At 52.1% G+C, this 16338-nt stretch carries 19 protein-coding genes; 11 read left to right on the top strand and 8 right to left on the bottom strand.

Going from position 1 to position 16338, the window contains the following annotated elements:
* Positions 1-175 precede the first annotated feature (175 nt).
* Entirely contained in the window at positions 176-382 is a 207-nt protein-coding gene (gene tatE / locus ABLV08_RS10465; protein ID WP_004859519.1) for a twin-arginine translocase subunit TatE, read from the bottom strand.
* A gap of 138 nt (positions 383-520) precedes the next feature.
* Positions 521-1309 carry a deaminated glutathione amidase gene (locus ABLV08_RS10460; RefSeq protein ID WP_047039031.1) on the bottom strand — a complete coding sequence of 263 codons (789 nt, stop codon included), beginning with the start codon at positions 1307-1309 and terminating at the stop codon, positions 521-523.
* 88 nt (positions 1310-1397) lie between these two features.
* On the opposite strand from ABLV08_RS10460, the gene crcB reads away from it, so the two are divergent.
* A complete protein-coding gene (gene crcB / locus ABLV08_RS10455; RefSeq protein ID WP_015367741.1) occupies positions 1398-1781 on the top strand; it encodes a fluoride efflux transporter CrcB in 384 nt (127 codons plus the stop codon).
* Positions 1782-1838: 57 nt separating this feature from the next.
* On the opposite strand, the gene cspE is transcribed toward crcB, so the two are convergent.
* Both cspE and pagP read right to left on the bottom strand, forming a co-directional pair.
* Complete coding sequence (gene cspE / locus ABLV08_RS10450) at positions 1839-2048, bottom strand: transcription antiterminator/RNA stability regulator CspE (protein ID WP_012542460.1); 210 nt, start codon at positions 2046-2048, stop codon at positions 1839-1841.
* A 193-nt stretch (positions 2049-2241) separates the two neighbouring features.
* Positions 2242-2817 carry a lipid IV(A) palmitoyltransferase PagP gene (pagP, locus tag ABLV08_RS10445; RefSeq protein ID WP_162184293.1) on the bottom strand — a complete coding sequence of 192 codons (576 nt, stop codon included), beginning with the start codon at positions 2815-2817 and terminating at the stop codon, positions 2242-2244.
* A 291-nt stretch (positions 2818-3108) separates the two neighbouring features.
* On the opposite strand from pagP, the gene dcuC reads away from it, so the two are divergent.
* From dcuC to uspG, 4 genes are all read left to right on the top strand, one after another.
* On the top strand, positions 3109-4482 hold the full coding sequence (gene dcuC, locus ABLV08_RS10440) for an anaerobic C4-dicarboxylate transporter DcuC (protein ID WP_348855824.1): 1374 nt from the start codon (positions 3109-3111) through the stop codon (positions 4480-4482).
* Between the two features lie 93 nt (positions 4483-4575).
* A complete protein-coding gene (gene rna, locus ABLV08_RS10435) occupies positions 4576-5373 on the top strand; it encodes a ribonuclease I (protein WP_348855823.1) in 798 nt (265 codons plus the stop codon).
* Between the two features lie 172 nt (positions 5374-5545).
* Entirely contained in the window at positions 5546-5956 is a 411-nt protein-coding gene (rnk, locus tag ABLV08_RS10430) for a nucleoside diphosphate kinase regulator (protein WP_015367745.1), read from the top strand.
* A gap of 188 nt (positions 5957-6144) precedes the next feature.
* Positions 6145-6573 (top strand): universal stress protein UspG, encoded by a 429-nt coding sequence (uspG, locus tag ABLV08_RS10425; protein WP_348855822.1) that lies wholly within the window; start codon positions 6145-6147, stop codon positions 6571-6573.
* Between the two features lie 79 nt (positions 6574-6652).
* On the opposite strand, the gene ahpF is transcribed toward uspG, so the two are convergent.
* Both ahpF and ahpC read right to left on the bottom strand, forming a co-directional pair.
* A complete protein-coding gene (gene ahpF / locus ABLV08_RS10420) occupies positions 6653-8218 on the bottom strand; it encodes an alkyl hydroperoxide reductase subunit F (protein ID WP_015367747.1) in 1566 nt (521 codons plus the stop codon).
* A gap of 128 nt (positions 8219-8346) precedes the next feature.
* Positions 8347-8910 (bottom strand): alkyl hydroperoxide reductase subunit C, encoded by a 564-nt coding sequence (gene ahpC / locus ABLV08_RS10415; protein WP_004859485.1) that lies wholly within the window; start codon positions 8908-8910, stop codon positions 8347-8349.
* Positions 8911-9312: 402 nt separating this feature from the next.
* Here ahpC and dsbG point away from each other — a divergent pair, with 402 nt between their 5' ends.
* The 4 genes from dsbG to ABLV08_RS10395 all read left to right on the top strand — a co-directional run bounded on the left by dsbG (position 9313) and on the right by ABLV08_RS10395 (position 13147).
* A complete protein-coding gene (dsbG, locus tag ABLV08_RS10410) occupies positions 9313-10065 on the top strand; it encodes a thiol:disulfide interchange protein DsbG (RefSeq protein ID WP_032712855.1) in 753 nt (250 codons plus the stop codon).
* Between the two features lie 193 nt (positions 10066-10258).
* Positions 10259-11161 carry a LysR family transcriptional regulator gene (locus tag ABLV08_RS10405; protein WP_045381440.1) on the top strand — a complete coding sequence of 301 codons (903 nt, stop codon included), beginning with the start codon at positions 10259-10261 and terminating at the stop codon, positions 11159-11161.
* Positions 11162-11312: 151 nt separating this feature from the next.
* Positions 11313-12536 (top strand): DUF3440 domain-containing protein, encoded by a 1224-nt coding sequence (locus ABLV08_RS10400; protein ID WP_348855821.1) that lies wholly within the window; start codon positions 11313-11315, stop codon positions 12534-12536.
* Positions 12521-13147, top strand: a complete 627-nt coding sequence (locus ABLV08_RS10395; RefSeq protein ID WP_045366436.1) for a ParB/RepB/Spo0J family partition protein — start codon at positions 12521-12523, stop codon at positions 13145-13147. Before ABLV08_RS10400 ends, ABLV08_RS10395 begins: the two co-directional genes overlap by 16 nt.
* Here ABLV08_RS10395 and ABLV08_RS10390 read toward each other — a convergent pair whose 3' ends face one another.
* Complete coding sequence (locus ABLV08_RS10390; RefSeq protein ID WP_348855831.1) at positions 13148-14293, bottom strand: pyridoxal phosphate-dependent aminotransferase; 1146 nt, start codon at positions 14291-14293, stop codon at positions 13148-13150.
* A gap of 184 nt (positions 14294-14477) precedes the next feature.
* Here ABLV08_RS10390 and mtnC point away from each other — a divergent pair, with 184 nt between their 5' ends.
* Both mtnC and ABLV08_RS10380 read left to right on the top strand, forming a co-directional pair.
* Positions 14478-15167 (top strand): acireductone synthase, encoded by a 690-nt coding sequence (mtnC, locus tag ABLV08_RS10385; RefSeq protein ID WP_047055660.1) that lies wholly within the window; start codon positions 14478-14480, stop codon positions 15165-15167.
* Positions 15164-15706 carry an acireductone dioxygenase gene (locus tag ABLV08_RS10380; protein WP_015367755.1) on the top strand — a complete coding sequence of 181 codons (543 nt, stop codon included), beginning with the start codon at positions 15164-15166 and terminating at the stop codon, positions 15704-15706. The genes mtnC and ABLV08_RS10380 overlap by 4 nt, the downstream gene beginning before the upstream one ends.
* A 3-nt stretch (positions 15707-15709) precedes the next feature.
* Here the strand turns inward: ABLV08_RS10380 and ABLV08_RS10375 are convergent, their stop codons facing one another.
* The gene (locus ABLV08_RS10375; RefSeq protein WP_234275876.1) at positions 15710-16315 is read right to left on the bottom strand and encodes a methylthioribulose 1-phosphate dehydratase; all 606 of its coding nucleotides are present in this window, start codon (positions 16313-16315) and stop codon (positions 15710-15712) included.
* Positions 16316-16338 lie beyond the last annotated feature (23 nt).

The following is a 16338-nucleotide window of genomic DNA, read 5'->3' as shown; positions in this document are numbered from 1 at the left end:
GCGGCCTGATTTACCGGCTAATCCCCCTTTCCATTGTCATACCTGGTTGCATCTTTTTTCATATCCAAAACGCTAACCATAAAAAAGGCGACAACGAATACGCTGCCGCCTCTTTGCCGCCTGAGCTTCACACCCGGCCGCGACGCGCCCCCGTTCGTCGGGAGCCCGTGATTAATTACTCTTTATGAGAGAGCTTCTGTGCCGGCGCGTCTTCCTCAGCGCTGGTCTTTTTGGCACTGTCATCGTCATCATTCATGGCTTTCTTGAAGCCTTTGATAGCCGAACCCAGGTCTCCACCCAGCGTGCGTAATTTTTTGGTACCAAACACTAAAATAATCAGCGCTGCGACTACCAGCAGTTTGGTAATACTAATCTCACCCATAGCTAACCTTCTTCTCTATACAAGCTCAAGCTGCGAATACGCCATCATACACATATACGCATACAATTAACGGCTATTTGACGCGCCGACACAATAGCAATCTGTAACAAGGTGAATCAAGCCTTGTTTAAAAAAACGTCACAATAATTGCGGTGGCGCAAATCTGCGATTACGCAGCACCGGCAAACTCTCACGCACCTGACGAATATAATCTGCGGATATCTCAGCAAAAATCAGCTGCGGCTGGGCAGCGGCGCCAGCAATGGTGGTACCGAGCGGATCGATAATCCGGCTCTGACCGATATTACGCGTTCCACATTCGCCTGCCGCAATAATGTAGCAGGTGGTATCCAGCGCTCTTGCCGCCAGCAGCGTCGCCCAGTGATGTTCTTTCAATGGCCCGCGAACCCACGCGGCAGGAAGCACCAACACATCGGCACCCTTTAACGCTAACGATAGCGCTAATTCGGGAAAGCGTAAATCGTAGCAGGTCATTAAGCCGATTCGCATCCCATTTACATCAATTAACGGCGGAATTTGTTCGCCGGCATCCACCAGCCGCGACTCCTGCATATTAAACGCATCGTACAAATGGAGTTTCTGGTATTGTGCGCTAATCATCCCCTGTCGTATTGCGACCAGGGTATTGCTCGCGCGCCCTTCGCCAGAGGGCACGTGCAGCGTTAATATCGTGGTTAAGTCATTACTCCGACTTTCGGCCAGCAGTTGCTGCATGAAGCCGCCGTCCAGCGCCTGCGCTGATTTTACCGACATATCAGGATCGTTATCGGCCCGCGCCAGCAACGCCTCGGGTAAGACCAGTAACGATACCCCGCATTCTGCCGCCTGACGCATCAGTTCAACGCAGATCTGCGCATTAGTTTGCCACTGCGCCGTGACGGCAAATTGCCCTGCTGCTACCCGCATCTCTTTCTCCCACTTCGAATCCATAGCCAAAAACGCCTTTGGCGCGCTACACTCGGCCTTATACCTAACCAAATAGCAGGAAATGACCGTGTTACAACTCCTTTTAGCCGTTTTTGTTGGCGGCGGAACCGGCAGCGTGTTGCGCTGGTGGCTGGGCATGAAATTTAATCCCATGCATCATGCGATTCCCATTGGCACGCTAATCGCTAACCTGCTGGGCGCATTTATTATCGGCGCCGGGCTGGCGTGGTTCAATCGTCTAACGCATGTCGATCCGATGTGGAAACTGCTTATCACTACCGGTTTCTGCGGCGGCCTGACGACTTTCTCCACCTTTTCAGCAGAAGTGGTCTTCCTGCTCCAGCAGGGGCGTTTCAGTTGGGCATTGTTAAACGTGCTGGTCAATCTACTGGGTTCTTTCGCCATGACCGCGACGGCATTCTGGCTGTTCTCACAGTCAGCCGCCCGCTAACGACAGGCAAAAAAAAACCCGCTATAAGCGGGTTTTTATATTCTACTGACGCGTTGGTTAGATAGCCATTACGTTTGCAGCAGAAGGGCCTTTGGCACCGTTAGTGATTTCGAACTCTACGCGCTGACCTTCAGCCAGAGTTTTGAAACCGTTGGACTGGATTGCAGAGAAGTGTACGAATACATCTTTGCTGCCATCTTCCGGAGTAATGAAACCGAATCCTTTGGACTCATTAAACCACTTAACGTTACCTTTAATCTTAGACATCAAAATTACCTTTAAATTAAAAAACGACACTAATGCTGTGTCGGATACCAGTACATCAATTGTGATGCCTTTTGTCCAGCGTAACTTTCTTAAAAAGTGATAAAAGTCTCTATCTTTATAGCCGACAGTTACGTTAGTCATTGTTTTTCAACAAGACAAAGAACTTATCACTTTTGTCACTACGTTATAACGATTAAAACTGAATGCGTGCCCAGGCAAAATAAACGTTGCCGTTGTTATAAGTGCCGGGGATGTAGGTCATCTGGAACGTCGCCGGGCCGTAGCCAATCGATGCCAGCGGCAGCACCACCGGGATCGGGATATAGTTCCAGTTGTCGCGCGCCGTTACGCCAAGGGTGTAACCAAGGCCAAGATGGAAGTTGTCGTCGGCCAGCGGGCGCCAGGTTTTTTCCCAGCCATAGCCGCCAATCGGCTCCCACTTATTAAAGGAATCTTTAAACGCCATCAGATAAAGGCCGTGCCAGTTACCTTTCTCGTCCCAACGCGACATGCCAAATCCCGCGCCCCATGGGCGTTCGTTATACTTATCGGTTTTCTCTTTGTCATAGGCAAAGCGCGCGTGCCAGGTGATCGCCGGGATGTAGAGATCGTAGTGCTCAGGCTCGTTCCAGGTTTGCGCGACATTGTCCGTCAGCGTATTGTAGCCATCGCGGAGCGTTGACGAGAACGAGGCGTTAGCATAGCCGGACGACAGCAGCAGGCCGGACAGCGCAAGCATAAATAATGTAAATTGACGTAGTTTAAACACTTCTCTATTACCGATTGCAATTTTAAAAACGAAGTAAAGTAACAAATGTAATCTTAATAGACTGTTAACGGAATAAGGCAAAATCCTGAATTGCGCCATAGCAAAAAGCTCATGCTGGTAGACAACTTTTGTGATGTTAGCCGTGCCACGGGTTCTGATTAGTCAATTCTCAGTAGTTTATTGATTTGGGTCAGCAAGTTCTGTCCGTTTTTTGGGCACATTCCATCACTTAATTTTTGTAGTGCTTTAGATATCAGCAGATTCTTTGGGTTAATGGCTTAGGGGTAAAGTATGCTTACGCTTGTTGAGATCCTTATCGGGGTCGTGGTTATTGTGGGCGTCGCCCGCTACATTATAAAAGGTTATTCCGCGACAGGGGTGCTGTTTGTCGGCGGTTTAATCTTGCTTATCGCCAGCGCCATTATGGGACATAAAGTTCTCCCGGCCAGCGCCGCCACTACGGGTTACACCGCAACCGACATCTTTGAATATATTAAAATACTGCTCATGAGCCGCGGCGGCGACCTCGGCATGATGATTATGATGCTCTGCGGTTTCGCCACCTATATGACCCATATCGGCGCCAACGATATGGTGGTTAAACTGGCCTCTAAGCCGCTGCAATATATTAACTCGCCTTATCTGTTGATGATTGCCGCCTACTTCCTCGCCTGCCTGATGTCGCTGGCGGTCTCCTCGGCAACTGGCCTTGGGGTGCTGCTGATGGCGACGCTGTTTCCGGTAATGGTCAATGTCGGCATCAGCCGCGGCGCCGCGGCGGCGATTTGCGCCTCCCCTGCCGCGTTGATCCTGTCACCAACCTCCGGTGACGTAGTGCTGGCGGCCAAAGCTGCCGAAATGCCGTTGATTGATTTCGCTTTCAAAACCACTTTACCTATCTCGATTGCCGCTATCGTCTGTATGGCCATCGCTCACTTCTTCTGGCAGCGCTACCTCGATAAAAAAGAGAACGCCTTGCACGAGATGCTCGACGTCAATGAGATAACCACCACCGCCCCGGGGCTGTACGCCATTCTGCCTTTCACACCGATTATCGGCGTGCTGATTTTTGACGGCAAATGGGGGCCGGAGTTACACATCATCACGATTCTGGTGATCTGTATGGTGCTGGCTTCAGTCCTGGAATTCCTGCGCAGTTTTGACACTAAAAAGGTCTTCACCGGGCTGGAAGCCGCCTATCGCGGCATGGCGGACGCCTTCGCCAGCGTCGTCATGCTGTTGGTGGCGGCGGGCGTATTTGCCCAGGGTCTGAGCACTATCGGTTTTATCGACGGTCTTATCTCTATTGCGACCTCGTTCGGATCCGCCAGCATCATCCTGATGTTGGTATTAGTCGTCCTGACCATGCTGGCGGCGATGACCACCGGTTCCGGCAACGCGCCGTTTTACGCCTTCGTTGAGATGATCCCGAAGCTTGCCCACTCTTCCGGCATCAACCCGGCCTATCTGTCGATCCCTATGTTGCAGGCATCGAATCTGGGACGCACCATTTCACCGGTTTCCGGCGTGGTGGTGGCGGTGGCGGGAATGGCGAAGGTTTCTCCGTTCGAAGTTGTTAAACGCACCTCGGTTCCCGTTATCGTCGGCCTGTTAGTGGTGATCATCGCCACCGAGATTCTGGTCCCCGGCGCCGCGATTCAATAAACCACAAACCGCAGTGAAAAGGCGCCAGCAGGCGCCTTTTTTATGCTTTAATAAATCCCAGCAATTAATCATCTCCCACTATCAGGAATAAAAATGTTCAGGAAGGATGTCGTCGCCATTGCCCTTTTACTCGGCGCAACAAAGGTTGGCGCAGAACCGCTTACCGCGACGAAATACGGTGATTTCGATCGTTACGTGCTGGCATTGTCCTGGCAAACCGGTTTTTGTCAGAGCATGCTGGATAGGAATCGTAATGAACCAGAGGAGTGCCGGCTACAGCAGGAAGAACGCAACAAAGCCGATTTTCTGACGGTACACGGCCTGTGGCCGGGCCTGCCGAAGTCGATCGCCTCGCGCGGCGTCGATGAGCGCCGCTGGATGCGCTACGGCTGCGCGACGCGCCCTATCCCCAATATGCCGGAAGTCAGAGCCGGGCGTAAATGCCAGGCCGCGGAAACCGGGCTATCGCTGGAAATGGCCAATAAGCTGAATAGCGTGATGCCGGGGTCCGGCGGTAACTCCTGCCTGGAACGCTATGAGTATGCCAAACATGGCGTCTGTTTCGGCTTCGATCCGGATAGCTACTTCGGCACGATGGTGCGCCTGAATGGCGAAGTGAAGCAAAGCGCAATCGGCGATTTTCTGGCGAAACATTACGGACAAACCGTTAGCCGTAGCGATTTTGATGCCGCCGTCACCAAAGCCTATGGCGCGCAAAACGTGAAAGCCTTTAAATTAACCTGTGACGGCAATCCCGCTTATTTAACGGAAATGCAAATCTCCATCAAAGCTAGCGCGATCAATGCTCCGCTGGGCGCAGATTCGTTCCTGCCGCAGCCGCATCCGGGCAACTGCGCTAAGCAGTTTGTGCTGGACAAAGTCGGTTCTTGATAACAAAGCGATGCGCCCATTTCATCTGCTTTTGCTAACGATGCGCTGAATGTGCGCTTAATCACTTCAAACATCAGGCAAGTCTCAGTATGATGAAGGGACATTAACCCTTGCCCCTTTCGGCGAGGGTTTTCTTTTACGGAAAAGGTTCCTGGATAACATGGAGTATGCAATGACCAGACCCGCAATCATTATTAATGAATTTGATGCTGAACGTATCGACAGACTGCTTGAACAGCCGGCGTATGCTAATTCACCGGTGGCCGATGCCCTGAACGACGAACTGGACCGCGCGCAAATGCTGGCGCCGGAAGCAATGCCGCACGACGTCGTCAGCATGAACAGCAAAGTCCGCTTCCGCGACTTAACCAGCGGTGAAGAACGTGTGCGGACACTGGTTTTCCCGGCGCAGGCGACCGATAGCGCCACTCAGCTTTCGGTTCTGGCGCCGGTTGGCGCGGCGCTGCTCGGGCTGAAAGTCGGGACCTCCATTCATTGGGAGTTACCCGGCGGCGCATCGGCGCATCTGGAAGTGCTGGAATTGCTGTACCAGCCGGAAGCCGCAGGTGAATTCCACCGCTAAATACCCCGCTGCCTGAGGCGTTTCACGCTTTATTCAGAGGATGCCTCGTCATCCTCTTTCTGTTTCCCTTCCTCTCTGACAAATTTTTACCTCATCCCGTGACGGCGTATACAGTTTTGCGACCTGAATGCCACAATATCCTTGTATAATATGTTGATATAGAAACAGACAAACAAGGAGAAATGCATATGTATAAAACTATCATTATGCCGGTTGATGTCTTTGAAATGGAGCTGAGCGACAAGGCTGTCCGCCATGCAGAGTTTCTCGCCCAACAGGACGGTATTATTCATTTACTTCACGTCTTACCCGGTTCATCCAGCTTCACCATGAGCCGTTTTACCGCCGATCTGCGCCGCTTTGAAGAGCATTTACAGCATGAAGCGGAAACTCGCTTACAGGCCATGGTCGGCCACTTTAGCATTGACCCTTCACGTATTAAGAGCCATGTGCGTTTCGGCAACGTCCGCGATATGGTTAATGAACTGGCCAATGAAATCAAAGCTGACGTGGTAGTCATCGGTTCACGTAATCCGTCGATCAGCACCCATTTACTGGGTTCAAACGCCTCAAGCGTGATTCGTCATGCCCATATTCCGGTAATGGTCGTGAGATAACGGAACGGTGCAATAAGCAAAAAAAGAGGCGACCCCAGGGTCGCCTCTTTGCTGTGTGCAGGTGTTGTCTTACGACTTTTTATGCGCTTTTGGTACGAATCAGATAATCGAATGAGCTCAAAGAAGCCTTCGCACCTTCGCCAGTGGCGATAATAATTTGTTTGTACGGCACAGTAGTGCAGTCGCCGGCGGCAAATACGCCCTTCACGTTGGTTTCACATTTGGCATCAATGATGATTTCACCCATGCGGTTACGCTCAACCGTACCTTCCAGCCAGTTGGTATTCGGCAACAGACCGATCTGGACAAAAATACCAGCTAACGCGACATGATGCTCATCGCCGCTGACGCGGTCGCGGTACTGCAGCCCCGTCACCTTACTACCGTCGCCAACCACTTCGGTGGTCTGGGCGTTGAGAATAATATCGACATTTTTCAGGCTGCGTACTTTATCCTGCAGCACCTGGTCGGCTTTCATTTCTGGCGCGAACTCCAGCAACGTCACGTGTTCAACGACGCCCGCCAAATCAATTGCCGCTTCAACGCCAGAGTTACCGCCGCCAATCACCGCCACTCGTTTACCTTTAAACAACGGGCCGTCGCAGTGCGGGCAGTAGGTTACGCCCTTAGTGCGGTATTGGTCTTCACCAGGCACGTTCATATTACGCCATTTGGCGCCGGTTGCGATGATCACGCTGCGCGCTTTCAGCACCGCGCCGGAGGCGGTTTCGATCTGATGCAGCCCACCTTCGACGGCTGCCGGGATCAGTTTTGCCGCGCTTTGTGAATCAATCACATCAACATCATATTCACTGACGTGCGCTTTCAGGGCGCCGGCCAGTTTTTGGCCTTCGGTTTTCGGTACGGAAATATAGTTTTCGATATCTACAGTATCCAGCACCTGGCCGCCGAAACGTTCGCCCATCAGGCCGGTACGAATGCCTTTACGCGCGGAGTATACCGCCGCCGCGGCGCCAGACGGGCCGGAACCGACGATCAGAACATCATAAGCATCGCGTTTGTTCAGCTCTTCCGCCGCGCGTTTTTCCGCGCCGGTATCCACTTTGGCGACGATTTCAGTCAGCGTCATACGACCTTGACCAAACTCCTGACCATTCACAAACACCGCCGGTACGCCCATCACGTTGCGATCGGTGATTTCATTCTGGAAGGTTCCACCATCAATCGCCGTGTGTTTGATGCGCGGGTTCAGCACCGCCATCAGGTTCAGCGCCTGCACCACGTCCGGGCAGTTGTGGCAAGAGAGCGAGTAGTAAGTCTCGAATTCAAAATCACCGTCAAGGTTGCGGATCTGCTCCAGCAGCGACTGCGCTTCTTTCGACGGATGACCGCCGGTCCACAGTAGCGCCAGTACTAATGAGGTGAACTCATGTCCCAGGGGAGAACCAGCAAAACGCGGCCCCTGGTTGGAACCTGGGTTAGTAATCAGGAACGATGGCTTACGTACCGCCAGCGTGTTGTCTTCTTTAAAGGTAACTTTGTCTGACAGTTCAGCGATTTCAGCCAACAGTTCCTTGATCTCTGCCGATTTAGCGCTGTCATCCAGCGTGGCAATCAGCTCAACAGGTTTGGTCAGCTTCTCAAGATAGGCCTTGAGCTGGGTTTTCATGTTGGTGTCGAGCATTTTTATCTCCTGGGCTTAAAACATCATCATGCAAGCGGCCTTAGTCAGGCAGCCTGAATGCGCTTGCATCATGGTGTTGGAATAAAACGGGCGCTGGTGCGCCCGTTGATTAGCGGGAATAAAACGAATTAGATCTTACCAACCAGATCTAAAGAAGGAGCCAGAGTCGCTTCGCCTTCTTTCCACTTAGCCGGGCACACTTCGCCTGGATGGGAAGCAACGTACTGAGCGGCTTTGATTTTACGCAGCAGGTCAGACGCATCACGGCCGATACCTTCAGCGGTAACTTCGATTGCCTGGATGATACCCTGCGGGTCAACGACGAAGGTCGCGCGGTCAGCCAGACCTTCATCTTCACGCATATTGTCGAAGTTACGGGTCAGGGCGCCAGTCGGGTCGCCGATCATCGCGTATTTGATTTTAGCGATGGTGTCAGAGCTGCTGTGCCACGCTTTGTGGGTAAAGTGGGTGTCGGTAGAAACAGAGTAAACGTCTACGCCCAGTTTCTGCAGCTCTTCGTAATGGTCAGCCACGTCGCCCAGTTCGGTCGGGCAAACGAAAGTGAAGTCGGCCGGGTAGAAGAAGAAGACGCTCCAGCGGCCTTCAGTGTCTTTTTCGGTAACTTCGATGAATTCACCGTTTTTGAATGCCTGGTTTTTGAAAGGTTTGATTTTGGTATTAATTAAAGACATCGATACTTCCTCCGTGTTTTTGTTGAGGTCTAAGTTAACGAATTTTTCCTGACTCGACCAATGCGTTTGCATTATCAAATCAATAAGCGTTATCTAACAACCGTAACAAGACAACTTTGTGAACCTGCCGTCGCGATCGCGGTTTTTCCCCGTGTTTCGCCTCATTTCGCTGAAAGTAAAAAGGCCGCCCTCTCAGGCGGCCCCGTTACCTGAAATACCCGCAGGTAGCTTCAGCGCCAGAATGGCTGGCAATATGTTGCGCTCTACACCTTAATGTAACAGCATGGGTGATTACATCATTCACCGAATCAAAGGGCAACCTGGCCCCTGGCAGGTGTTATCTATGGCTGCGATAGGTTTCACCTCCACAACATGTTAGCTTCTGATTTAAAAGGAATACTCATGCTAAAACGACTGCTTTTCCTGAGCCTGCTGCCGTTGTGTAGCTACGCCGAAGACCTCCCCGCCCCCGTAAAAGCAATAGAAAAACAGGGTATTACTATCATTAAGCCCTTTGAAGCCCCCGGCGGCGTCAAAGGCTGGCTCGGGAAGTATCAGGATATGGGCGTTGCTATTTATCTCACCCCCGACGGTAAGCACGCCATTTCCGGCTATATGTACGACGAAAACGGTAACAATCTGAGCGAACAGCTTTTCCAGAAAGAACTCTATACCCCGGCCGGACAGGCGATGTGGAAAAAACTCGAGTCCGCTGACTGGCTTCTGGAAGGCAAAAAAGAGGCGCCCATCGTCCTTTATGTGTTTGCCGACCCTTTCTGCCCCTACTGTAAACAGTTCTGGCAACAGGCGCGGCCGTGGGTTGATTCCGGTAAGGTGCAACTACGCACCTTATTGGTCGGTGTGATTAAACCAGAGAGCCCGGCCACCGCGGCAGCGATTCTGGCCAGCAAAAACCCGGCGCAAACCTGGCATGATTACGAACAATCCAACGGCAAACTGAAGCTGAACGTACCGGCGGATATCCCTGCTGCCTTGATGAGGACGCTGAATATCAATCAGCAGCTGATGGATGACCTCGGTGCTAACGCCACTCCGGCTATTTACTATATGAATAAAGACAACATGCTGCAGCAGGTAGTAGGATTACCCGATAAAGAAAAACTGCAGGTGATGATGGGGGAAAGCCAGCAGTAAAAAATAACCCATTTCCGCCAGGTGCTTAAGGACAAAAAAGGATCTGGCGGAACACGATTGGTTGGTATACATTTAGTAGGGATTAATTGTATATTTAGCTTTAATAATGATATTTGATGGCATCGCCACAAATGTATAACGGTAAGAAATAATAATCCGTTCGCCTCGATGCAACATAAACAGGACGTTAAGCATGGCCAACCTTTATGACTTAAAAAAATTCGATCTAAACCTGTTGGTTATCTTCGAGTGCATTTATCAGCACCTTAGCATTAGTAAAGCGGCAGAGACGCTGTTTATTACCCCTTCTGCGGTCAGTCAGTCGCTGCAGAGATTACGTAATCAATTAAACGACCCGCTATTTGTGCGTTCTGGTAAAGGAATTACCCCGACAACCGTGGGCATGAACTTACATCACCATCTGGAAAAAAATCTCAACCAATTAGAAAAAACAATTAACATCGCCAATCATTCCGAGTTGAGTAAACGATTTGTTATTTATAGTCCACAGCTTCTTATATCACCGGGGACAATGGATTTAATTAACAAATTACACATGGATCCTAATCTGCAAATCGATCACCGCGATCTACTCCTGTCGCCAGAAAGCGTCGAAGACCTGATGGCCTACCGTAAAGCGGATCTGATCTATAGCATTACGCCACTATCAAACCACAGCACGATTTGTCAGCCTTTTCAGGAACTAGAAATTGCGCTGGTTTGTCGGGAGAACCATCCGCGGGCGGAATTGCTTAATTCATACGAAAATATTTCCCGCGAGGGATTTACGCTTTACGTCTCAACCGATCCGAATGTAAAAGCATTCCAGCAGCACAAAAGTGAACTCATGCCAGAACGGAGAGTCGCGTTTCGCAGCAACTCTCTGATCGCTATTTTAACGACAATTAATCAAAGCGATCTTATTGGCTTTATCCCGAAGCATGCTTTGAATTATTTTGGCGCATCATTTAAATTTCGTGAAATCACATTACCCGACCCCGTCCCTCCGGTAATGGCCTATATGATTTATAATCGTTCATCCTTGAATAACCCCAAATTCGCTGACTTTATATCTCAGAACGCGGCTATTAATTGATTTGTCATCATAAACATATTCTCTCTGTGAATATGTTTATGTGAATTACATTTCTCCCACTTAAAACATTACCATTTCATATTAACCTTACCCTTAATGTGTTCTACACTACCCGTGAAAGCGCATCCATCACATTAAAGGATTAATGGTAATGTCATTGATAAAAATTCCATTACCCGAGTCCGTTCTTCAGGCTAGCCAGCAGCGGATACAGTGGGTATTAGAAAATTTTTCACGCATCTGTATCTCTTTCTCCGGCGGAAAAGACTCCACCACCATGCTGCACCTGGCGGCGCTTTGCGCACGGAAAATGGGCAAAAAATTCAGCGTGCTGTTTATCGACTGGGAGGCGCAATTTTCCTGCACCATTCAGCATTGCGCAAATATCCGTGCCGAATACCAGGATGTCATTGAAAAATTTTATTGGGTTGCCCTACCGCTGACCACGCAAAATTCGCTGACCCAATTTTCGCCGGAGTGGCAATGCTGGGAGCCGGGTGTCAACTGGGTACGCCAGCCGCCCGCTGACGCCATTACCGATCCCGGCTATTTCCCGTTTTATAGCAGCGGAATGAGCTTCGAAGAGTTCGTCCGTGATTTCGCCGACTGGTTTTCACAAAACCGTCCGGCGGCGATGATGGTGGGTATCCGGGCAGATGAATCGCTTAATCGGTTTATGACCATCTCATCTCAGCGCAAACTGCGCTTTGCCGATGATAAGCCATGGACGACATCGGCACCGGGCGGCCATACCTGGTACATCTACCCGATTTATGACTGGAAAACCGCCGATATCTGGACGTGGTTTAGCAAAAGCGGTCATACCTATAACCCCCTTTACGATCTGATGTATCAGGCCGGGGTGCCGCTGCGCTATATGCGCATCTGCGAACCCTTTGGCCCGGAGCAGCGCCAGGGGCTCTGGCTGTACCACGTGCTGGAGCCAGAACGTTGGGCAGCCATTTGCCAGCGCGTAAACGGCGTGCACAGCGGTGGTATTTACGCAGGGTACGACAACAAATTTTATGGCCACCGCAAACTCGATAAACCCGGGCACCACAGCTGGAAGAGTTACGCCCTGTTCCTGCTGGATAGCATGCCGCGGCCAACTGCCGAGCATTATCGTAATAAAATCGCGGTCTATCTGCATTGGTATCAAAAACAGGGAATGGAGGATATCCCCGATAGCCAGGAGAGCGACATCGGCACCCGGGATATCCCTTCATGGCGGCGCGTCTGCAAAGTGTTATTAAACAATGATTACTGGTGTCGCCAGCTCTCATTTAGCCCAACTAAAGCCACCCGCTATAAAAGCTACTGCAAGCGCATAAGTAAAAAACGCCAACAATGGGGACTGCTATGCAACAACGACTAATTACCCAAATAGAAGAGTATCTGGCAGCGCTGCCGGAAGAGGAAAAAATCGACGCGCTGAATCACTTTCGCCAGGCTCTGCACCGCCATAGCCCCTTTCACAACCAGCCGGTTGACTGCGTGCTATGGGTTAAAGAGGAAGACGTGGTTCCCAACGATTACAACCCTAATAACCTTGCGCCGCCGGAAAAGCGGCTGTTATTAACTTCGCTGGAGGCCAATGGTTTCACGCAACCGATCGTGGTGCAGAATCAACAGTCAAAACGCTATACCATCGTTGACGGTTTTCACCGCCACGAACTGGCGGGCAGCAAGCTGTCGCTGAAAAAACAGCTCAAGGGATATTTGCCGGTAACCTGTCTGTCGGCGAACAGCCCCCCGCGCGATGCCCTGATGGCCGCGACTATCCGCCACAACCGGGCGCGCGGGCGCCATCAGATCCACGCGATGTCGGAAATTGTCCGCGAGCTGGCCAATCTCGGCTGGAGTAATAGCAAAATCAGCAAAGAGCTGGGGATGGATGCCGATGAAGTGCTGCGCCTGAAGCAAATTAACGGTCTGGCCGAGATGTTCGCCGACCGTCAATTTTCTCAGGCATGGACGGTGAAATAGCTACAGGCGACGCAGCCGGTCTGCTGCCGCCAGCAGGGTCTCCGGCTGCTTGGCGAAGCACAGGCGAATCAGCTTATGCGGGAACGGATCGGCACAGAATACCGACAGCGGGATCGCCGCCACGCCGACTTCAGTGGTCAGCCAGCGACAGAAGCTGACGTCATCAAGGTCAGAGATCGCGCTATAGTCGGCCAGCAAGAAGTAGGTCCCTTCACAAGGCAAAATCTCCAGCCGGCTATCACGTAGCGCATCGATAAACAGATCCCGACGCTGCCGATAAAACGCAGGCAGTTCGCGGTAGTGCTCCGGCTGCGCGTGCAGCATATCCGCCAGCGCCAATTGAGCGGGCGTATTGACGGCAAACGTCAAATACTGGTGCACCTTACGCAGCTCGGCACTGATGGCGGCAGGCGCCACGCAGTAACCCACTTTCCAGCCGGTCATGTGAAAGGTTTTACCGAAAGAAGAGACCGCGACTGCCCGCTCGCGCAGCTGCGGATGGGCCAGCACGCTGGTATGGCCCTGCTCTGCAAAACAGATATGTTCATACACTTCGTCGCTGATAACGTAGATTTCCCGTTCGGCGATCGCCTGCCACAGCGCGGCAAAATCTTCCCGCTGCCAGACCGTGGCTGATGGATTATGCGGCGTATTAAGAATGACCAAACGGGTGCGGTCGCTTAACGTGGCGGCAAACTGCTGCCAGTCAACGCGGAAATGCGGCGGCTGCAGAGCAATACGTTTCAGCACCCCGCCGGAAAGTTCTACCGCTGGCGCGTAGCTGTCATAGCTCGGGTCAAAGCAGATCACCTCATCGCCGGGTCTGACCAGCGCGGTGATCGCCGCATACAGCGCTTCGGTCGCCCCCGCGGTGACGGTGACATCGCTATTCGCATCCGGGCGATAGCCATACAGCTCAGCGGTTTTATCGGCAATGGCTTCGCGCAGAGCCGGTACGCCGGTCATCGGAGCGTACTGGTTAGCCCCCTGGGCGACGTGCCAGGCCAACCGTTCCTGTAGGTAACGCGGGCCATCAAAATCCGGAAAACCTTGTGATAGATTGATGGCCTGATGCTGCTGCGCCAGCGCGCTCATCTGGGTAAAAATGGTGGTGCCTAATGCAGGGAGTTTACTCTCAGGAATCAGTGGCTTAATGCTCATTCTCTTTGTTCCGATTGTAATGCTGTTGTTGAAGCCACTATAACACGATGTTAATATTTGGCAATCAAGACGCTTAGACGTCTAAATACTAACGTTATTTCGCTTGCCGCAGGCAGGCGGCAAACCGACGCCACCGGCAGCACGGCGCACTATCCACTCTGGAGATACCATGATCCGCGCTATCGTGACCGATATTGAAGGCACCACCAGCGACATTCGCTTCGTCCATAACGTCTTATTCCCCTATGCCCGCGAGCGGCTGGCCGCTTTTGTCAGCGCGCAGCAGTATGTCGAGCCGGTCAGTACCATTCTCGACAATCTGCGTACAGAAATCGCCGCTCCCGAAGCCAGCACCGCAGCGCTTATCGACACGCTATTCCGCTTCATGGACGAAGATCGTAAATCCACGGCGCTGAAAGCGCTGCAGGGCATTATCTGGCGCGAGGGCTATCTGAACGGCGACTTTACCGGCCATCTTTATCCCGATGTACTCCCGGCGCTGGAGAAGTGGAAGGCGATGGGCATTGATTTATATGTATATTCCTCAGGCTCGGTTGCCGCGCAGAAATTGTTATTTGGCTACAGCGACGAAGGTGATATTACTCATCTCTTCAGCGGCTATTTCGATACCCTGGTCGGCGCCAAACGCGAAGTTCAATCCTATCGCACTATCGCCGAACAACTGGGGCATAGCCCGGCGAGCATTCTGTTCCTCTCTGATATCCATCAGGAACTGGACGCCGCCGAAGCGGCAGGTTTACGCACCCTGCAGCTGGTACGCGGCGACCGCGACCCGGCCAGCCATCATCCACAGGTTCAGCGTTTTGACGACATCGACCCGGAGCAACTTCCCGCATGAGCGAATTAACTATTTTTTCCGTTAACGACGCCAGCCATCCACGCTGGCACAGCAGCAACGCCGATGAAATCCAGCAGCAATTGCGCGCAAAAGGGGTGCGCTTCGAGCGCTGGCAGGCCGATCGCTACCTGGGCCCGGCGCCAACCGCTGAAACCGTTATTGCGGCCTATCAGCACGCGATTGATAAACTGGTGGCTGAAAAGGGCTACCAGAGCTGGGATGTCATTAGCCTGCGGGCGGATAATCCGCAGAAAGAGGCGCTGCGGGCTAAATTCCTCAATGAGCATACCCATGGCGAAGATGAAGTGCGCTTCTTTGTCGAAGGCGCCGGGCTGTTTTGCCTGCATATCGGCGATGAAGTCTTTCAGGTGCTGTGCGAAAAGAACGATCTGATCTCCGTCCCGGCGCATACGCCGCACTGGTTCGATATGGGTTCGGAGCCGAATTTCACCGCCATTCGTATTTTTGACAATCCGGAAGGTTGGATAGCGCAGTTCACCGGCGATGCTATCGCCGATGCCTATCCGCGCTTACCCTAACCTTTATGCATAGCGGCGGCGCAGCAGCTCGCATTCGAAGAGAAATTCGAGCCCTTCCAGCTGACGCCGCGCCTCGCTAACATCCCTGCCCCAGCAGGTTAAACCGTGGCCGCGGATCAAAAATCCATAACGCAAAGGATGGCTACGGGCATACGCTTCAACCCGCTCCGCCAGCGCCTCAATATCCTGATCGTTATCGAAAATCGCCACCGGTACGCTATCGAGATGGCTATGCTGCCCGCTCAGCGTTTTTTGCATTTCATAGCCCTGCAGCTGCAGGGTATCGCTGGTTTCAAGACGTGAGAGCACCGTAGCGTGCACGGTATGCACGTGCAGCACGACGTTCGCTTCAGGAAACAGGCGATAAACCAGCGTATGCAACCCGGTTTCCGCCGACGGTTTCCGCCCCGACGGCGCATTATTGTTTAGGATATCTACCTGTAGAAAATCGTCGCTGGTCAGGCTGCCCTTATCGCGCCCCGATTCACTTAACCAACACCAGCGCGCATCCTCTCGTACTGACATATTGCCGCCGGTTGCCGGCGCCCACCCTTTTGCGCCAATCCAGTGACAGGTGGTCACCAGTTGTGCGAGTCGCTCTTGCCACATAATCGTTCCTTATCACTGTTAAC

Origin of the sequence: Klebsiella sp. CN_Kp088 (assembly GCF_040064335.1) — a bacterium.
In the GTDB taxonomy this organism is placed as follows: domain Bacteria; phylum Pseudomonadota; class Gammaproteobacteria; order Enterobacterales; family Enterobacteriaceae; genus Klebsiella; species Klebsiella aerogenes.
Note: the sequence above shows the minus strand (reverse complement) of the source record. Positions and strands in the feature narration are given on the sequence as shown.

What these genes read in the sequence shown, in the direction of transcription:
- dcuC (WP_348855824.1), top strand. Translation starts at nt 3,109, where the DNA reads ATGCTTACGCTTGTTGAGATCCTTATCGGGGTCGTGGTTATTGTGGGC.
- ABLV08_RS10405 (WP_045381440.1), top strand. Translation starts at nt 10,259, where the DNA reads ATGGCCAACCTTTATGACTTAAAAAAATTCGATCTAAACCTGTTGGTT.
- ABLV08_RS10395 (WP_045366436.1), top strand. Translation starts at nt 12,521, where the DNA reads ATGCAACAACGACTAATTACCCAAATAGAAGAGTATCTGGCAGCGCTG.
- cspE (WP_012542460.1), bottom strand. Translation starts at nt 2,048, where the DNA reads ATGTCTAAGATTAAAGGTAACGTTAAGTGGTTTAATGAGTCCAAAGGA.
- rnk (WP_015367745.1), top strand. Translation starts at nt 5,546, where the DNA reads ATGACCAGACCCGCAATCATTATTAATGAATTTGATGCTGAACGTATC.
- ABLV08_RS10460 (WP_047039031.1), bottom strand. Translation starts at nt 1,309, where the DNA reads ATGCGGGTAGCAGCAGGGCAATTTGCCGTCACGGCGCAGTGGCAAACT.
- mtnC (WP_047055660.1), top strand. Translation starts at nt 14,478, where the DNA reads ATGATCCGCGCTATCGTGACCGATATTGAAGGCACCACCAGCGACATT.
- dsbG (WP_032712855.1), top strand. Translation starts at nt 9,313, where the DNA reads ATGCTAAAACGACTGCTTTTCCTGAGCCTGCTGCCGTTGTGTAGCTAC.
- tatE (WP_004859519.1), bottom strand. Translation starts at nt 382, where the DNA reads ATGGGTGAGATTAGTATTACCAAACTGCTGGTAGTCGCAGCGCTGATT.
- ABLV08_RS10380 (WP_015367755.1), top strand. Translation starts at nt 15,164, where the DNA reads ATGAGCGAATTAACTATTTTTTCCGTTAACGACGCCAGCCATCCACGC.
- rna (WP_348855823.1), top strand. Translation starts at nt 4,576, where the DNA reads ATGTTCAGGAAGGATGTCGTCGCCATTGCCCTTTTACTCGGCGCAACA.
- ABLV08_RS10400 (WP_348855821.1), top strand. Translation starts at nt 11,313, where the DNA reads ATGTCATTGATAAAAATTCCATTACCCGAGTCCGTTCTTCAGGCTAGC.
- ahpF (WP_015367747.1), bottom strand. Translation starts at nt 8,218, where the DNA reads ATGCTCGACACCAACATGAAAACCCAGCTCAAGGCCTATCTTGAGAAG.
- ABLV08_RS10375 (WP_234275876.1), bottom strand. Translation starts at nt 16,315, where the DNA reads ATGTGGCAAGAGCGACTCGCACAACTGGTGACCACCTGTCACTGGATT.
- ahpC (WP_004859485.1), bottom strand. Translation starts at nt 8,910, where the DNA reads ATGTCTTTAATTAATACCAAAATCAAACCTTTCAAAAACCAGGCATTC.
- uspG (WP_348855822.1), top strand. Translation starts at nt 6,145, where the DNA reads ATGTATAAAACTATCATTATGCCGGTTGATGTCTTTGAAATGGAGCTG.